The organism is Sediminivirga luteola (assembly GCF_014639315.1).
Classification (GTDB): Bacteria; Actinomycetota; Actinomycetes; order Actinomycetales; family Brevibacteriaceae; genus Sediminivirga; species Sediminivirga luteola.
Window position 1 is genome coordinate 102206 of record NZ_BMFY01000002.1, and the last position, 16151, is coordinate 118356.

Here is a 16151-nt window from a genome sequence, read left to right on the forward strand (position 1 = left end):
CATGCAGAAACTCGCAGACCAGCTCGAACGGGATGCCGACGAGTTCGTCATCCGCCCCCGCCGGCACTACGGCCGCACGCTGGCGGCGATCGTCGTCGGCGTGCTGGCGGTGTCCCTGGCCGGGGCCATCGTCACCAACCCCAACTTCGACTGGCCCACCGTGGGCAACTACCTCTTCGCCCAGGTGACGATCAACGGCCTGCTCGTCACGCTGTACCTGACCGTGGCGAGCATGCTGCTGGGCATCGTCGGCGGCGTGCTGATGGCGCTCATGAGCATGTCCAAGAACCCCGTGCTGCGCATCGTCGCGTGGGGATACATCACGGTGTTCCGCGGCATCCCGACCCTGGTGCAGATCCTCTTCTGGGGGTTCCTGGGGGCGTTCTTCCCCCGGATCGCGGTGGGCATCCCGTTCACCGACATCACCTTCGTCGACGTGCCCACCTCCTCGCTGATCTCCGCCACCGGCGCCGCGATCCTGGCGCTGGGCCTGAACGAGGTCGCCTATATGGCCGAGATCATCCGCGGCGGCATCCGCTCGGTCGATCAGGGCCAGCGCGAGGCCGCGGCCGCCATGGGCATGTCCCCCGGCCTGATCATGCGCAAGATCATCCTGCCCCAGGCCATGCGGGTGGTCATCCCGCCGACCGGCAACGAGACGATCACCGTGCTGAAGACCTCCTCCCTGGTCTCGGTGATCGCCGGCAACGATCTCATGACCAACGTCCAGCAGATCTACTCCCAGAACTACAAGGTGATCCCCCTGCTGATCGTCGCGTCCCTCTGGTACCTGACGGTCACGGTGATCCTGTCGTTCTTCCAGTCCCGGATCGAACGCCGATTCGGGCAGAGCGATGCCGTGCAGAACACGGCGAGGAAGGGCTGAGCCATGACGATGGTGAGCGCGCAGAAGGTACGCAAGTCATTCGGCAAGAATGTCGTCCTGAACGACATCAGCCTTGAGGTCGAACGCGGCGAGGTGGTGTGCATCCTGGGTCCCAGCGGCTCCGGCAAGAGCACGTTCCTGCGCTGCATCAACCATCTGGAACGGCCCGACGGCGGGCGGATCGTGGTGGACGGCGAGACGATCGGATACCGGCAGGAGGGCAACGTCCTGCACGAGCTGCCCGAGTCGGCCCTGACCGCCCAGCGGCGCAGCATCGGCATGGTCTTCCAGCGCTTCAACCTGTTCCCGCACATGACCGCGCTGGAGAACATCACCTGCGGGCCGCTGTGGGTGCAGCGCGCCAAGGCCGCCGATGTGCGCCGCGAGGCCGCCGAGCTGCTGGAGCTGGTGGGCCTGGAGGAGAAGGCGGACGCGTATCCGGGACAGCTCTCCGGCGGGCAGCAGCAGCGCGTCGCCATTGCCCGCGCCCTGGCGCTCAAGCCCAAGCTGATGCTCTTCGACGAGCCCACCTCCGCCCTCGACCCCGAGCTGGTGGGCGAGGTGCTGGCGGTCATGCGCCGGCTGGCCGCGGAGGGCATGACCATGATCGTCGTGACCCATGAGATGGGTTTCGCCCGGGAGGTCTCGAACCGGGTGATCTTCATGGACGGCGGCGAGATCGTCGAGCAGGGCCCCTCCCACGAGGTGATCGACAACCCCTCCACCGAACGCGCCCGCGCCTTCTTCGCCGCGGTGAGCCACTGACCGCCGGCGTCTGACGGGTGCGGCGCGGCCAGCCGGCACCGGACTCGCCACCCCCAGCGCACCGGACCGCACGCCATTCCCGCGCGCACCGCACCCGAGCGCGCGCACACAGCTGACGAGCCCCGCAGAGGGCAATCACAATCCGAGGACGAGGAGAACACAGTCACGTGAACCGACGCATTGTCAATCTGCACGACGTCGAGGCCGCCGCGCGGCGGAAGCTGCCGGCGATGATCTACGACTACATCGCCGGCGCCAGCCATGAGGAGCACACCCGGGACCGCAACCGGGCGGCCTTCATGGAGCACCTGCTCAAGCTGCGCAGCTTCGTCGACGTCTCGCAAATGGACATGAGCACCACCATGCTGGGGGTGCCGATGTCCGCCCCGGTCTTCGTCGCGCCGATGGGACTGCTCGGCGGGTTCCACCCGGAGGCGGACCTGGCGGCCGCGCGCGCCGCCAGCGAACGCGAACTGTTGTTCATGCACTCCGCCAAGTCCGGCATCGGGATCGCCGAGGTGGCCCGCATCGACGCCGACCGGGTATGGGCGCAGCTGTCCTTCCTCACCGAGGAGGACCTGTTCTGGCAGCACATCGCGGACGCCCGCAAGGCCGGCGTCTCCACGCTCATCCTGATGGGGGACGTGGGCCTGGGGTCCAAGCGCGATCGCGACTACCACCACGGCCTGGATTCGATGCCCCCGCGGTTCTCCGTCAAGGACTTCGTCAACACCGGGACGAAGCCCGGCTGGGTGTACCGCTACCTCACCGGCCGTCCCTTCACCTGGGGCAATTACCGTCCCGGCGGCAAGCCGATCGGCATCCGGGAGATGATCGCCTTCGAGGAGCGCAACCGCGTCCCCTCGGTGGACTGGGACGATGTGCGCCGGGTGCGGGACGCCTGGCCGGGAAAGCTGGTCATCAAGGGCATCATGAACGCCGACGACGCCCGCACCGCCGTGCACGAGATCGGCGCCGACGCGCTGTACGTCTCCAATCACGGCGGGCGGCAGCTCGACTCGCAGCCGGCGACCATCGAGGTGCTCCCCCGCATCCGCGCGGCCGTCGGGGGCAAGGCCGAGGTGTACCTGGACGGCGGCGTGCGGCGCGGCGAGGACGCGCTGAAGGCCCTGGCCCTCGGCGCGCGGGCGGTCGGCCTGGCCCGCCCCGTCGCCTATGGCCTGGCGGCGGCCGGGCAGAAGGGCGTGGGACGCGTGCTCGACATCGTCGCCTCCGAGCTGAGGACCGTCGCCGGGCTGACCGGCACGACGACGATCACGGAGGTCGACGAGTCAGTCTTCGCCTGAGGCACGTCAGCGACTCACAGCTCTACGTAACGTAGAATCACGGGCATGAGGCAGCGCACACCGGCTCAGCTCCTCCGCGGCATCCTGTCCGCCGTGGTGGCGACGCTCCTCGCGCTGCTCTTCCACCTGATGGGCGGCGGTCCCGCACCGGCCCTCGCCGGGGTCCTGGTGCCGCTGCTGCTCTCCTCCTTCGTCTGCGTGCTGCTGGCCGGACGCGCGCTGTCCCTGACCCGCATCTCCGTCTCTGTCCTCGCCAGCCAGGCACTCTTCCACCAGCTGTTCCTGCTGGGAGCAACGGGCACTGCCACAGCGGCCGCAGGGACGGTCGCGGACCCGCATGCGCACCACGCCGCATCTGCCGCCCTGCTGCAAGCAGTCCCGGCGACCGCGCAGGGCGATGACGCCGGACCGCTCATGTGGCTCTCCCACCTGGTCGCGGCGACGCTGACCACCACCCTCATCTACCACGGCGAGCGAATCCTCACGGCGCTCCTCCGCCTCGCCCGGCTGATCGGCGCGCTCCTGCCACTGCCGGAGCCGCCCGCCAGCACCCCGCAGAGCCGGCCCGTCGCCGCGATCGCCTGCAGCGCGCCGGTGTTCGCCCGGTCCGCCGATCTCAGCACGGCACCTGGGCGCGGACCTCCGCTGAACGACTGAACACAGCATGAACGGATAAGCAGCGCCGCCGGGATCCCCGGGGCGCACATCAGCGATGCCGGCGTCACCGCCGTTGCCACGGCTGCTGAGGTCATCAGCAGCGTCGGCACGCTCTGATCCGTCCGGGCTGTGTTCCGCGCACTCTCTCTGCTCCGCCACGGCGGCTGCGGTGTCACGCGCTCCGGCTCGCTCCGCTGCACGCCTGACCACAGCCATCCGTGCAGCACGCGACCTCCCGCACGCACCACGAGCTTCAGCCGAGGACGCAGCCGTCCACGGTCCGGTCCTGGCATGACGCCCGGGTATCACGCAGGGGAACTCGTGGTCGGTGCGATGACCCGCGGCCGAACGTCCCTGGCGGAGCTTTCGACATCGAAGCGCCCGGCGAATACGGCAGTGCCGCACCGGCCGCTGCCTCGGCGGCGCGCACCCTTCCCGCATGCCCTCCGCGGTCATGCCCAGACCTTGAGAAGAGTCCCATGACAATCCCGACCCGACCCACCACGGAACGAACCGCGGAGTCCGGCTCGCCCCCGGAACCGGAACCCTGGCTCCTCCCGCTGCTCAAACGCCTCCATTTCTACGCCGGCCTGTTCATCGGGCCGTTCATCCTGATCGCCGCGCTCTCCGGAGCCGCCTACGCGCTGACCCCGCAACTGGAGAAGATCCTCTACGCCGAGCAGCTGAACGCCCGGAGCGACGGCCCGCCGCTGCCCCTGGCCGAGCAGATCGCCGCGGCCCACCGGTACGCCGGCACCGGCACCGAGGCGGCCTCCCTCGCGGCGGTCCGGCCCGCACCGGAGCCCGGAGCCACCACGCGCGTGATGTACCACGATCCCGGGCTGGGCCCCAGCGAGCACCGCGCGGTCTTCGTCGATCCCGGCACCGGGGAGGTACTCGGCGACCTCACCGTCTACGGCACCTCCGGCGCCCTCCCGCTGCGGAACTGGATCGACCAGCTCCACCGCGGCCTGCATCTGGGCGACGCGGGCCGGCTGTACAGCGAGTTGGCCGCCTCCTGGCTGTGGGTCATCGCCCTGTCCGGTCTCGGCCTGTGGGCCGCGGCCTGGATCCGAGGGCACCGCCGCGGCCTGCTGCGCCCGAACCGCCGGGCGCCCGGACGCTGGCGCACCGTAAGCCTGCACGCCTCCCTGGGGTTCTGGCTCGTCCTCGGCGCCCTGGCGCTTTCCGCCACCGGCATCACCTGGTCCCAGTACGGCGGTGCGAACGTCTCCCTCCTGCGGGAGCAGCTCGGCTGGCAGACGCCGGCGCTCAGCACCAGCCTGACCGAGGAGGATGGCGCGGCGGGCGAGACGAGCGGCGACCACGCGCACCACACCCACCAGGCCGGGCCGGCGCCGACGACGCAGCCCGGGGAGGGGCCGAATCCGGCGACCTTCGATGCGGTGCTCTCGGCCGGCCGCGACGTCAACATCGACACCGGTGAGGTAGAGATCCGTCCCCCGGCCGAAGCCGGCAGCGCCTGGGTCGTCCAGGAGATCCAGCGCAGCTGGCCCACCCAGGTCGACTCGGTCGCGATCGACGGCCGGACCCTCGACGTCACCGACCGCACGGACTTCGCCGAGTTCCCGCTCGCGGCCAAGCTCAGCCGCTGGGGCATCGATCTGCACATGGGCTCGATGTTCGGGCTGGCCAACCAGCTGGTCCTACTGGTCCTGGGACTGGGCATCGCCACGCTCGTGGTGCTCGGCTATCGCATGTGGTGGCAGCGGCGGCCCGGCTTCACCCTGACCGATCCCGCACGGGTCCTGGGCCGCGTGCCCTGGGCGGCGCGGATCGTCCTGGCGCTCCTGGCCGTGGGCATCGGCGTCCTGCTGCCGCTCTGGGGCTGGAGTCTCCTGGCGTTCCTCGCGTTCGATGCGCTCGTGGCCGTACTCGGGCGGCGACGTGCGGGAAGGCGCCCGGCCGCATGAACACTCACAGGCAATCGCGCTCACGTGTCCTCCGCGGGATTCACCGCGCTTTCCGCGATACACAGCCAGCAGATCACGTACATCGCACCGAACACAGCACGAAGGGAACCATCATGATCACCCGTACCGCACGACGCCTCACCGCAGTCACCGCCGGCGCCCTCGCCGCGGTCCTCCTCACCTCCTGTGCCGGCGGCGCCCAGCCGGAACCGGCCGAGGACGCCCCTGCCGCCGATGCCGTCACGATCGACGACGTCTGGGTCAAAGCCGCCGACGAGGGAATGACCTCCGCGTTCGGAGTGCTGCGCAACGCCGCGGAGGAACCCGTGACGGTCGTTGAGGTCCGCAGCCCGATCTCGCCGATGGAACTGCACGAGACGGTGGAGAACGAGGCCGGCGAGATGCTCATGCGCGAGACCACCGAGTTCTCCCTGCCGGCCGGCGGCGAGTTCCTGCTGGAACCGGGCGGGAACCATTTCATGCTGATGGACCTCGCCGAACCGGTGCGGCCCGGCGACGAGGTGGCCTTCACCATCGTCTTCGACGATGACTCCACCCTGGACTTCTCCGCCGTCGCTAAGGAGTACGGCGGGGCGCAGGAGCACTACGTCCCCGGCGAGGAGGACGAGCACGAGGGGCATGCCGATGGTGCCGGCAGCGACAGCGACGAACAGCACGCCGAGGACGAGCACGACGGTCACGGCGAACACGGCGAGGAAGGCCACGACGATGAGTGACGACCCCCGCGCCGCCGGGAACCGGGACGCCCACACCGGGCCGCCCGCCGGGCTCCGCAGACGGCAGCTGCTGGGCGGGGCGGCCATCGGCGCCGGGATCCTGGGCGCCGGGGCCGGCGGTTTCGGCCTGGCCGCCCGCCGGGACGGCACCGCCGAACCACCGCCGGAAGACGCCTACGGCACCGCGACGGTCCCCTTCCACGGGAAGCATCAGGCCGGGATCCTCACCACCGGGCAGGCACACGCCACGCTGCTCGCCCTGGACCTGCGGCCCGGCACCGGGCGGGACGATCTGCGGCGGATGATGCGCCTGCTCTCCCAGGACGCCGCGCGGCTGACCCAGGGCGAGGTGCCGCTCGCCGACAGCGAACCGGAGCTGGCGCTCGTCCCGGCCCGGCTGACGGTGACGTTCGGGTTCGGGCCCGGCCTCGTCGACACCGCCGGACAGGCCCCGCCGTCCTGGCTCGCGGCGCTGCCGGGGTTCGGCGTCGACCGGCTGGACCCGGCGTACTGCGACGGCGATCTGCTGATCGAGGTGGCCGCCGACGACCCCGTCACCGTGGCCCACGCCGTACGGATGCTGCTGAAGGACGCCCGCGCCTTCACCGGCATCCGCTGGACCCAGAGCGGTTTCCGCCGTGCCCGCGGCACGGAACCCGGTGGGACCACGATGCGGAACCTGTTCGGGCAGATCGACGGCACGGTCAACCCGGCGCCCGGCTCGGAGGACTTCGACCAGCTGGTGTGGTGCCGCGAGGGCTGGCTGGCCGACGGCACGAGCCTGGTGATCCGGCGCATCCACATGGACCTGGAGGGCTGGGACCGGCTGGATCGTCCCGGCCGGGAACAGTCCGTGGGCCGGACCCTCGGCAACGGCGCACCGCTGACCGGCGGGAACGAGCACGACGAGCCGGACTTCGAGGCGCTGAACGCACAAGGGTTCACCGTGATCCCGCCGTTCGCGCACATCCGCCGGGCCCGCAGTGAGAATCCCCGGGAGCGGATCGTCCGCCGATCCTACAACTACGACGATCCGCCGCCGGCGGGGCAGATCTCGGACTCGGGGATGATCTTCATGTCCTGCCAGGCCGATGTGGACCGGCAGTTCGTGCCGATCCAGCGCAGACTGGACGAGCTCGATCTGCTCAACCAGTGGACCACGCCGGTAGGCTCGGCGGTGTTCGCCGTGCCGCCGGGCTGCGGTGCGGACGGCTACATCGGGGAGACCCTGCTGGAATAGGAGAGTCATGGGGCCTGAGGACGTCATCGCGCTGTGGGAACGGCAGCAGGACTCCTATGTGACGCATCGGCGGTTGCGCTTCGAGACCGCCATGCTGGCCCTGGAAGCCTGGCGGCCGGGACCGGAGCTGATCGTGGACATCGGCTCCGGTCCCGGCTCCTTCAGCCGCCTGCTGCTGCAGCGATTCCCCTCGGCGCGGGTCATCGCGATCGACCACGATCCCTCGCTGCTGCGGCTGGCCGAGCACAATCTGGCGGAGTTCGGCTCACGCGCCGTGATCGCCGATGCGGACCTGACCGATCCCTCGTGGATGCGCGCTGTGGATGCCGATCCGGACGCGATCGTCTCCTCCACTGCGCTGCACTGGCTGACCACGGGCCAGCTGATGGGGTTGCTGGAACAGCTGGCCCAGGTGCTCCCGGCCGGCCGGCTGTTCCTCAACCTGGATCACTACTCGCAGCTGGCGCCCGGTTCGCTGCCGGAAGCCGCCGCGATCGCCGATGCCACCCGCCGGCGGGCGGCCGCCGACGCCGCCGGCGTCCCCGACTGGGAAAGCTGGTGGGAGGCGTTCGCGGATGCGGCCGGGGCGCCGGGCCTGGAGGACCTGCCGGAACTGCTGGCCGAACGCGACCGCCGGTTCAGGGCGCTGGGCCGCGAGGAGGAGGCGCGCGACGCCTCGCCGGTCTTGCATCTGGAGGGGCTGCGCACCGCCGGGTTCGCGGAGGCCGGGACGCTGTGGCAGCACCTGGACGATTACATCGTCTACGGGGTGCGCTGAACACTCTGTCCGCCGGCTAGCTGTAGTTCCCCGGCATGGACGGATGCAGGCTCGCGTTCTCCGCAGGCGTTCGCCCCTGCCCTCGGATCTACCGCAGGCCCGCCGCGCGCTGGGATTCCTGCAGCGCGGCGGCGGAGGCTCTCAGCTGGGCGGTTTCCGCCGGTGACATCGGCGTCTGGAAGACCGGCCGGGCACCGGCGGCGGAGACGACGCTGGGCACCGACAGCGCCACGCCGTCGAGGCCCTCCAGCCCGGGGAAGCCTTCCAGCACCGAGCTGACCGGCAGTACGACGCGCTCGTCGCGCAGTACCGCTTCGACGATCCGGACGGCGGAGAGGCCGATGGCGTAGTTCGTCGCGCCCTTGCCCTGGATGACCGTGTACGCGGCGGTCCTGACCTCCTCGGCGATGTCCGCCAGGACCTCGTCGGTGAAGGGCGCCAGCCCGTCGCGGTGCCAGTCCCGCAGGGGCGTCACTCCGATCGTCGCAGTCGACCACAGCGGGAACTCGGTGTCGCCGTGCTCGCCGACGATATGGGCGTGCACGCTGCGCTGCGCCACGCCGGCGCGGTGCGCCAGGAGCCAGCGCAGCCGGGCGGTGTCGAGCACGGTGCCGGAGGAGAGCACGCGCTCCGGCGGCAGGCCGGAGATCCGCTGGGCGGCCACGGTGAGCACATCGCAGGGATTGGTGACGAGCAGGTACACCGCGTCCGGGGCGCGGGCGATCAGCTGCGGCATGAGTTCCCGCAGGATCCCGACGTTGGTCGCGGCCAGGTCGAGTCGCGTCTGGCCGGGCTTCTGCTTGGCGCCGGCGGTGATCACGACGACATCGGCCCCCTCGACGACGCCGATGTCCCCGCCACCGGTGATCCCGGCACTGCCGGCGAACTGGCTGCCGTGCGCCAGGTCGAGGACCTCCGCGCGTGCTTTGGCCGCGTTGAGGTCGTAGAGCGCGATGTGCCGGGCGGCGCCGCGGATCAGCGCGGCATAGGCGATGCTGGTGCCGACGCTGCCGGCGCCGACGATGGCCAGAGAGGCGTTTCCCGTGGCGGTCACGCTCCCAGCCTGACACGCCCGCGCCCTCCTGGGAAGGCCCGTTCCGGCGCCGGGCCGCGGGGGAGGCCGGCCCGGGCGCGGAGCGGAACCGCTCCGTCGATCTCAGTCGTGGTCGTCCTGGAGCGCCTGCACGTGCACGACGCCGTCGTGCTCGGTCAGCAGCTGCATCAGCTCTTCCTGTACCGGAGCGCTCTGACGGCGCGAGAACCGCAGCGTCGTCTCCACCACGCCGGTGCCGTCGCGCTCGGTCCGCCGCCGGGCGCGGGACAGGGAGGCCTGATAGCCCAGTTCCGACGCCCGCTGGAGAAGGTCCCGGAGCACCCCGCGGCCGTCCTCGTACCGGACCGCGTAGACCGCGCTGCCACGCACCGTCGGCAGATGCCGCACGATCAGGTTCACCACCGTCACGGCGGAGAGGTACAGCAGCACGGTGAGCACCGCGGCGAAGGGCATCCCGGCGCCGCAGGCCATGCCGACCGCGGCGGTCACCCAGATCGAGGCGGCGGTGGTCAGGCCGGCGACGCTGTTGCGCCGCACGAAGATCACGCCGGCGCCTAAGAACCCGATGCCGGTGACGATCTGCGCGGCGATGCGGGAGGGATCGAGCATCACGTCGCTGCCGAGGACCTCCGCGAAGCCGTAGGCGGAGACCAGGGTGAACAGCGCCGAGCCGAGCCCCACCAGAATGTGCGTGCGGGCACCGGCGCTCTTATGCCGGATCTCCCGCTCCACGCCGATGACGGCGGAGAGCACGAAAGCGCACAGCAGGAGCACCGCCTCGGTGGGAGCGCTCTCGGGCCAGAAGGTGATGTTCATGGTCCGTCCCCTCGTCCACCGCCAGGATACGGCGCGCCCCTGGTGGGACGACGTGCCGCCTCGCCGTGTCAGGCAGCGGACCTCAGCTGTTCTGGCTCTTCTCGTAGGCCTTGACGACTTCGTCCGTGTCGCCGTCCATCATCAGCACGCCCTTTTCGATCCAGATCACCCGCGAGCAGGTGTCACGGATGGAACGCATCGAGTGCGAGACCAGGAACACCGTGCCGGCGGCCTCGCGGATGGCGCGGATGCGCGCTTCGCTCTTGCGCTGGAAGCGCCGGTCTCCCACCGAGAGAGCCTCGTCGACGATGAGGATCTCGTGTTCCTTGGCGGTGGCGATGGCGAACTTCAGCCGCGCCGACATCCCGGAGGAGTAGGTGCGCATCGGCATGTCGATGAAGTCCCGGATCCCGGTGAAATCGACGATCTCCTCGAACTGCGACTCGATCTCCTTGCGGCTCAGGCCCATCGCCAGACCGCCGAGGATGATGTTCCGCTCGCCGGAGAGCTCGTTCATCAGCGCCGCGCCCACGCCGAGCAGGCTGGGCCGCGATTTGGCGTAGACGGCACCCGAGGTGACCGGCGTGAGCCCGGTGATGGCGCGCATCAGCGTGGACTTCCCTGAGCCATTGGAGCCGATCACGCCGATGCTCTCGTTCTCGTAGGCGATGAACGAGACGCCCTTGAGCGCCTGCACGGTCTTGGTAGCCCGGCCCCGTTCGAAGAGCCGGGAGGCCCCGGCGCCGAGTCGTTTTCCGGTGGCCAGCACGCGGTAGTCGACCTTGACGTCGTCGACGATGACCACCGGCGTGCGCGCGCTGTCGTTCACGGCGTCCTGTCCCTCGTCCCTGGCGGTGTCAGTCATCGCGCCCGTACCGTTCCTCGGCCTGCCAGAAGAACACCACGCCGATGACGAAGAGCACCACGGCCCAGAGGCTCACGTGCAGCCAGTACTGTTCCGGGATGGCGTAGTCCGGCAGCAGGATGCCGCGCATGATCGCCAGGATGTTGTAGAGCGGGTGCCAGTCGAAGACCACCTGCAGCCCCGGGTGGTCCCGCACGATGTTCATCGGGTCGAAGAACACGCCGGAGGTGTAGAAGATCATCCGGGAGATGAACGGGATGAACTGGCTCAGGTCCCGCACGTGCACCGTCAGCCTGGCCGCGATCAGGCCGACGCCGGTGTTGAGGACGAAGAAGATCGCCAGCAGCGGGATCAGCAGCAGCCACAGCACGTCCGGCCGGGCACCCCAGATCATGGTCAGCGCGATCATCAGCGCCAGGGTCGGCACGAAGTTCATCAGCTGCTGGATGACCGTCGCCAGCGGCAGCACCATGCGCGGGAAGGGCAGCGACTGCACGAGCGCCGAATTGCTGATGATCGACTTCGCGCCCTGGTTGAGCGAGCTGTTGAAGAACTCCAGCGCGAAGACGCCGATGACCAGGAACGGCACGAAGTTGTCAGGACGCGAGGCCGCCAGGATCAGACCGAAGACGAGGCCGTAGACGATGGCGGAGAAACACGGCCGCAACAGCACCCACAGCATGCCGAGCCGGTTGCGCTCGTTCTCGCTCTGGATGCGGAACCGCGCCAGGGAGATGGTGAAGTCACGGCGGCGCCAGACCTGCACGAGGTAGTGGTGCAGGGGCGGCCGGCCACCGACCTTCGCCAGGCCGTGCGCCTCCGCCAGCTCACTCGCGCTCATTGACATGGGACTCCCGGTTCCGGCAGGTGCAGCTTGCTCGATTCTACGCAACAGAGAGCTAGTGTACGCGCCGGAACCGGGTGCCTCTTAAGCAGACCCGTGAGGTCTTCGTTACGTCAGCCGCTTGCCGGCCGAACCGAGATTCTGGGCGGCTTCGACCACGCGCGCGGCCATGCCGGCCTCGGCCGCCTTACCCCACACGCGCGGATCGTAGGTCTTCTTGTTGCCGACCTCGCCGTCGACCTTGAGCACGCCGTCGTAGTTCTTGAGCATATGGTCGGCGACCGGCCGGGTGAAGGCGTACTGGGTGTCGGTGTCGATGTTCATCTTCACGACGCCGTGACCGACGGCCTCGGCGATCTCCTCCGCGGTGGAACCGGAACCACCGTGGAAGACCAGATCGAAGGGGCGCTCCTTGCCGACCTCCTTGCCGACGGCCTCCTGGATCTCCCCGAGCAGGCCCGGACGGAGTTTGACGTTGCCGGGCTTGTAGACGCCGTGGACGTTGCCGAAGGTCAGCGCGGTCAGGTAGCGGCCCTTCTCGCCCGTTCCCAGCGCCCGGGCGGTCGCCAGCCCGTCGTCGACGGTGGTGTAGAGCTGCTCGTTGATCTCGTTCTCGACGCCGTCCTCCTCGCCGCCGACGACCCCGATCTCCACTTCGAGGATGGTCTTGGCCTCGGCGGAGAGCGCCAGGAGCTCCTCGGCGATCTGGAGGTTCTCATCCAGCGGGACCGCGGAGCCGTCCCACATGTGCGAGCCGAAGAGCGGCTCCTGCCCGTTCTTGACCCGCTCGGCGGAGATCGCCAGGAGGGGCTTGACCCAGTGCTCCACGGCGTCCTTGGGCGCGTGATCGGTGTGCAGGACGATGTTCACGTCATAGGACTTGGCGACCTCGTGCGCGAACACCGCGAAGGCGACGGCACCGCGGACACGGTCCTTCACCGTGGGACCGGAGATGTACTCGGACCCGCCGGTGGAGATCTGGATGATGCCGTCGGACTCGGCCTCGGCGAAGCCGCGGATGGCGGCGTTGATGGTCTGCGAGGAGGTGCAGTTCACCGCAGGATAGGCGAAACCGCCCTCCTTGGCACGGTCGAGCAGTTCGGCGTAGACCTCAGGACTGGCAATGGGCATGGCTGCTCCTCGAAACTCTCACGTCCCGCGCGGGCGCGGGCTGCGGCGGTGGCAAGCCCGCCTCCTGTTGCGGGCCGACGCCTGTCACCCTACCGCATCGGCGGCTGCGGCCGGCGGGCCCCGTGGCGCGTTGCGGACGGCCCTTCGCGCACGCCTGGTCGCGGGTGCATCGCCGGCTCATCGGCGCTGGTGGCCGCGTGGAAAGACACCGTGGAAAGACACCGCCGCGGGCCAGCCGGCGAAGAGACCGGACCCGGACGACTCGCTACGGCGAACGAAACGATGTCACCGGCCGTTCATCTTCGTTTGGATAGTCTTCGGACATGACGAGCAGCGCGGACCCGGTTCCCTCCGCCGATGACGGTGCCGCCCCGGGTGCGGCGCCTGGCGGACCGGTGTTCTCCTCGCGGTGGGAGCGCCGCCGCGCGGTGACCTCCTGGGCGCTGTGGGACTGGGGCTCGGCGGCGTTCAACGCAGTCATCGTGACCTTCGTGTTCTCCCCGTACCTGGTCAGCGGGGTCGCCGCCGACGAGACCACCGGCAGCGAGCAGCTCGGTTACGCGCTGTCCATCGCCGGGTTCGTCATCGCCGTGGTGGCACCGGCGGTGGGAACCCGCGCCGACGTCGCCGGCCGGCACCGTTTCTGGCTCGGCTTCCACACCGTCGTGATCGCCGCCTGCATGGCCGGCATGTTCTTCGTGCAGGATTCCCCCGAGTACCTGCTGCTGGGACTGATCCTGATGGGCGTGGGCAGTGTCTTCTTCGAGTTCGCCGAGGTCTCCTACAACGGCATGCTGGTGCGGCTGACGACGGCGAAGGACTTCGGCAAGGTCTCCGGTTTCGGCTGGGGCATGGGATACATCGGCGGCCTGGTGCTGCTGGTCCTGCTGCTGGTGACGGTGATCTCCCCGGAGGTCGGGCTGTTCGGCGTCACGGACGAGGACGGCGCCCGCTACCGGATGGTTGCGCTGCTGGCCGCGGTCTGGTTCGCCGTCTTCGCGGTGCCGGTCCTGATCTGGGGTCCCAAGGCCCCGCCCCGGCTTCCGGCAGCGCACGCGGCGCGTGCCACCGGGATCGTGGCGGGCGTGCGCGCCTTCCTGTCCGATTACAAGCGGCTGATCGCGCGGCTGGTGCAGATGTTCCGCACCGAGCGCCGTACGCTGCACTTCTTCCTGGCAGCGGCGATCTACCGCGACGGCCTGGCAGCCATCTTCGCGTTCGCGGGCGTGCTGGCGGCCGGATCCTATGGCTTCAGCAGCAGCGAGGTGATCGTGCTGGGCGTCGCGGCCAATGTCGTCGCCGGCATCGGCTCGATCCTGGCCGGGTGGGTGGATGACCGGCTGGGCTCCAAGACGGTCATCGTGGTGGGTCTGGTGGCGCTGATCGTGATGGCGCTGCCGATCGCGTTCTCGGATTCGCATGCCGTGTTCTGGGCCTGCGCGATGGTGCTGTCCTTCTTCGTCGGACCGGTGCAGGCGTCGTCGCGCACCTTCCTGGCCCGGATCACCGTACCGGGACGGGAGGGCGAGAACTTCGGCCTCTACGCGACGACCGGCCGCGCGGTGAGCTTCCTGGGGCCCTTCATGTTCGCGGCAGCCATCTCGCTGCTGGGGTTCCAGCGCGCCGGGGCGCTCGGCATCGCCCTCGTCCTGCTGGTGGGACTGCTGATCGTGCTGCCCATCCGCCCTCCGTCCCGGGACGGCGTGCAAGTGCCCTGAGCGGATCGCAGCTCGTCAGCGGCAGTTCGTCAGCGGCGACCAGGCGGGGTCCGGGCTGGTCCTGGTGCTCGAAGTGGCCCCGTACGGGCAGAACCTGTAAAGTAGCACTGTTTGGCATTGGGCGCAGCATGAGTGAGGACTCTTATTCGGCGCTCTGCGCCGTGAACGACGAGCCCCAAGGCACCCAAGAGGAAACGGAGCGAGAGATGAAGGTACGCAACTCCCTGCGGTCGCTGAAGAACCAGCCCGGTTCGCAGATCGTCCGCCGCCGCGGCCGCACCTACGTGATCAACAAGAAGAACCCCCGTCTGAAGGCGCGCCAGGGCTGACAGCGCCTGCGCGTACGCCGCTTCGAAGGCCCCGCACCGGATCGCCGGTCGCGGGGCCTTCGTGCGTCCGGGCGCAGCCAGGTACCGCAGCGCGCATGGCCACACTAGTGCCGGTCTGCGCTTCGGTGATCGGCGGGCCCGAGTACCGCAGCGCGCCTGGCCACACTGGCCTGGCAGCACGACGGCATCGACCGGATTGAGGACGCTGCAACCCACCGGTGGCGCCGACCTTGGCTTAGCCCCACTTCTGCTGACGTCGGCATTGAAAATGCCTCCCCTGTTTCGAATTCCCACGGCTGATCTCCGGCGGTCTTGTGAAACAGCCGTGGGATTTCTCGCACGCCGCCGACGCCGGGGGCAGCCGTGGCGCGCTTGTCCCGGTGGCGCGTGGTCCTCGGCCCGGGGTTGGCTCGGGGCTGGCCCGGCTCGTAGTCGGCTCAGGGGCGCTGATCGAAGACGTGCTGGCGGACCCAGCCGTGCATCGCGATGGCGGCGGCCGCCGCCGCGTTGATGGAGCGAGTCGAGCCGAACTGCGCGATGGACAGCACCGCCTCGCAGGCCTGCCGCATGGGCTCGGACAGTCCCGGCCCTTCCTGCCCGAAGACCAGGATGCAGCGTTCCGGGAACCGGTAGGTCTCCAGCGGCACCGATTCGGGGAAGTTGTCCACCCCGATGAGCGGCAGTCCCTCGTGCCGGCCGAAGGCCAGCAGATCGCCGATCTCGGGGTGATGGTGCACGTGCTGATAGCGGTCGGTCACCATCGCGCCGCGCCTGTTCCACCGCCGCCGCCCGACGATGTGGACGGCGGCGACGTTGAAGGCGTTGGCGGTGCGCACCACCGAGCCGATGTTCAGGTCGTGCTGCCAGTTCTCCACCGCGATGTGCAGGCCGTGGCGGTCCCGGTCGAGGTCGGCGACGATGGCCTCATGCCGCCAGTACCGGTAGCGGTCCACGACGTTGCGCCGGTCGCCGTGAGCCAGCAGCTCCGGGTCCCAGTGCTGTCCCTCGGGCAGCGGACCCTGCCACGGCCCGACACCGGGCTGGGCGATCCCCTCCGCCGGAGTCATGACCTCAGGCCCGGCCGGGGTGT

Annotated in this window: 16 protein-coding genes; 10 read left to right on the plus strand and 6 right to left on the minus strand. The window is 69.8% G+C overall.

Going from position 1 to position 16151, the window contains the following annotated elements:
- Window position 1 precedes the first annotated feature (1 nt).
- From IEW13_RS02240 to IEW13_RS02275, 8 genes are all read left to right on the plus strand, one after another.
- A complete protein-coding gene (locus IEW13_RS02240; RefSeq protein WP_188549300.1) occupies window positions 2–886 on the plus strand; it encodes an amino acid ABC transporter permease in 885 nt (294 codons plus the stop codon).
- A 9-nt stretch (window positions 887–895) separates the two neighbouring features.
- Window positions 896–1651 carry an amino acid ABC transporter ATP-binding protein gene (locus IEW13_RS02245; RefSeq protein ID WP_188549522.1) on the plus strand — a complete coding sequence of 252 codons (756 nt, stop codon included), beginning with the start codon at window positions 896–898 and terminating at the stop codon, window positions 1649–1651.
- Between the two features lie 167 nt (window positions 1652–1818).
- The gene (locus IEW13_RS02250) at window positions 1819–2958 is read left to right on the plus strand and encodes an alpha-hydroxy acid oxidase (RefSeq protein WP_188549301.1); all 1140 of its coding nucleotides are present in this window, start codon (window positions 1819–1821) and stop codon (window positions 2956–2958) included.
- Window positions 2959–3003: 45 nt separating this feature from the next.
- Entirely contained in the window at window positions 3004–3615 is a 612-nt protein-coding gene (locus IEW13_RS02255) for a hypothetical protein (RefSeq protein WP_188549302.1), read from the plus strand.
- A 479-nt stretch (window positions 3616–4094) separates the two neighbouring features.
- Window positions 4095–5549 (plus strand): PepSY-associated TM helix domain-containing protein, encoded by a 1455-nt coding sequence (locus tag IEW13_RS02260; RefSeq protein WP_188549303.1) that lies wholly within the window; start codon window positions 4095–4097, stop codon window positions 5547–5549.
- Window positions 5550–5662: 113 nt separating this feature from the next.
- Entirely contained in the window at window positions 5663–6286 is a 624-nt protein-coding gene (locus tag IEW13_RS02265) for a copper chaperone PCu(A)C (protein ID WP_188549304.1), read from the plus strand.
- Window positions 6279–7526: a Dyp-type peroxidase gene (locus IEW13_RS02270; RefSeq protein WP_188549305.1), complete on the plus strand. Its 1248-nt coding sequence runs from the start codon at window positions 6279–6281 to the stop codon at window positions 7524–7526. The genes IEW13_RS02265 and IEW13_RS02270 overlap by 8 nt, the downstream gene beginning before the upstream one ends.
- Before the next feature lie 7 nt (window positions 7527–7533).
- Window positions 7534–8304, plus strand: coding sequence for a class I SAM-dependent methyltransferase (locus IEW13_RS02275; protein ID WP_188549306.1), 771 nt, complete (start codon window positions 7534–7536; stop codon window positions 8302–8304).
- 88 nt (window positions 8305–8392) lie between these two features.
- On the opposite strand, the gene IEW13_RS02280 is transcribed toward IEW13_RS02275, so the two are convergent.
- The 5 genes from IEW13_RS02280 to fbaA all read right to left on the minus strand — a co-directional run bounded on the left by IEW13_RS02280 (window position 8393) and on the right by fbaA (window position 13014).
- Window positions 8393–9358, minus strand: a complete 966-nt coding sequence (locus tag IEW13_RS02280; protein ID WP_188549307.1) for an L-lactate dehydrogenase — start codon at window positions 9356–9358, stop codon at window positions 8393–8395.
- 102 nt (window positions 9359–9460) lie between these two features.
- Window positions 9461–10174, minus strand: a complete 714-nt coding sequence (locus IEW13_RS02285) for an MgtC/SapB family protein (protein ID WP_188549308.1) — start codon at window positions 10172–10174, stop codon at window positions 9461–9463.
- Between the two features lie 82 nt (window positions 10175–10256).
- Window positions 10257–11039: an ABC transporter ATP-binding protein gene (locus IEW13_RS02290; protein ID WP_188549309.1), complete on the minus strand. Its 783-nt coding sequence runs from the start codon at window positions 11037–11039 to the stop codon at window positions 10257–10259.
- On the minus strand, window positions 11032–11880 hold the full coding sequence (locus tag IEW13_RS02295) for an ABC transporter permease (RefSeq protein ID WP_188549310.1): 849 nt from the start codon (window positions 11878–11880) through the stop codon (window positions 11032–11034). The genes IEW13_RS02290 and IEW13_RS02295 overlap by 8 nt, the downstream gene beginning before the upstream one ends.
- Window positions 11881–11991: 111 nt before the next feature.
- On the minus strand, window positions 11992–13014 hold the full coding sequence (gene fbaA, locus IEW13_RS02300) for a class II fructose-bisphosphate aldolase (RefSeq protein WP_188549311.1): 1023 nt from the start codon (window positions 13012–13014) through the stop codon (window positions 11992–11994).
- Between the two features lie 323 nt (window positions 13015–13337).
- Between fbaA and IEW13_RS02305 the strand changes: the two genes are divergently transcribed.
- Together IEW13_RS02305 and ykgO are read left to right on the plus strand one after the other, a co-directional pair.
- Complete coding sequence (locus IEW13_RS02305; RefSeq protein WP_188549312.1) at window positions 13338–14732, plus strand: MFS transporter; 1395 nt, start codon at window positions 13338–13340, stop codon at window positions 14730–14732.
- A gap of 206 nt (window positions 14733–14938) precedes the next feature.
- On the plus strand, window positions 14939–15061 hold the full coding sequence (gene ykgO / locus IEW13_RS02310) for a type B 50S ribosomal protein L36 (RefSeq protein WP_188549313.1): 123 nt from the start codon (window positions 14939–14941) through the stop codon (window positions 15059–15061).
- Window positions 15062–15498: 437 nt separating this feature from the next.
- Here the strand turns inward: ykgO and IEW13_RS02315 are convergent, their stop codons facing one another.
- Complete coding sequence (locus IEW13_RS02315; protein WP_188549523.1) at window positions 15499–16128, minus strand: TrmH family RNA methyltransferase; 630 nt, start codon at window positions 16126–16128, stop codon at window positions 15499–15501.
- Window positions 16129–16151: the final 23 nt, after the last annotated feature.

What these genes read in the sequence shown, in the direction of transcription:
- IEW13_RS02240 (WP_188549300.1), top strand. Translation starts at nt 2, where the DNA reads ATGCAGAAACTCGCAGACCAGCTCGAACGGGATGCCGACGAGTTCGTC.
- IEW13_RS02245 (WP_188549522.1), top strand. Translation starts at nt 896, where the DNA reads ATGGTGAGCGCGCAGAAGGTACGCAAGTCATTCGGCAAGAATGTCGTC.
- IEW13_RS02255 (WP_188549302.1), top strand. Translation starts at nt 3,004, where the DNA reads ATGAGGCAGCGCACACCGGCTCAGCTCCTCCGCGGCATCCTGTCCGCC.
- IEW13_RS02260 (WP_188549303.1), top strand. Translation starts at nt 4,095, where the DNA reads ATGACAATCCCGACCCGACCCACCACGGAACGAACCGCGGAGTCCGGC.
- IEW13_RS02265 (WP_188549304.1), top strand. Translation starts at nt 5,663, where the DNA reads ATGATCACCCGTACCGCACGACGCCTCACCGCAGTCACCGCCGGCGCC.
- IEW13_RS02270 (WP_188549305.1), top strand. Translation starts at nt 6,279, where the DNA reads ATGAGTGACGACCCCCGCGCCGCCGGGAACCGGGACGCCCACACCGGG.
- IEW13_RS02275 (WP_188549306.1), top strand. Translation starts at nt 7,534, where the DNA reads ATGGGGCCTGAGGACGTCATCGCGCTGTGGGAACGGCAGCAGGACTCC.
- IEW13_RS02285 (WP_188549308.1), bottom strand. Translation starts at nt 10,174, where the DNA reads ATGAACATCACCTTCTGGCCCGAGAGCGCTCCCACCGAGGCGGTGCTC.
- IEW13_RS02290 (WP_188549309.1), bottom strand. Translation starts at nt 11,039, where the DNA reads ATGACTGACACCGCCAGGGACGAGGGACAGGACGCCGTGAACGACAGC.
- IEW13_RS02295 (WP_188549310.1), bottom strand. Translation starts at nt 11,880, where the DNA reads ATGAGCGCGAGTGAGCTGGCGGAGGCGCACGGCCTGGCGAAGGTCGGT.
- fbaA (WP_188549311.1), bottom strand. Translation starts at nt 13,014, where the DNA reads ATGCCCATTGCCAGTCCTGAGGTCTACGCCGAACTGCTCGACCGTGCC.
- IEW13_RS02305 (WP_188549312.1), top strand. Translation starts at nt 13,338, where the DNA reads ATGACGAGCAGCGCGGACCCGGTTCCCTCCGCCGATGACGGTGCCGCC.
- ykgO (WP_188549313.1), top strand. Translation starts at nt 14,939, where the DNA reads ATGAAGGTACGCAACTCCCTGCGGTCGCTGAAGAACCAGCCCGGTTCG.
- IEW13_RS02315 (WP_188549523.1), bottom strand. Translation starts at nt 16,128, where the DNA reads ATGACTCCGGCGGAGGGGATCGCCCAGCCCGGTGTCGGGCCGTGGCAG.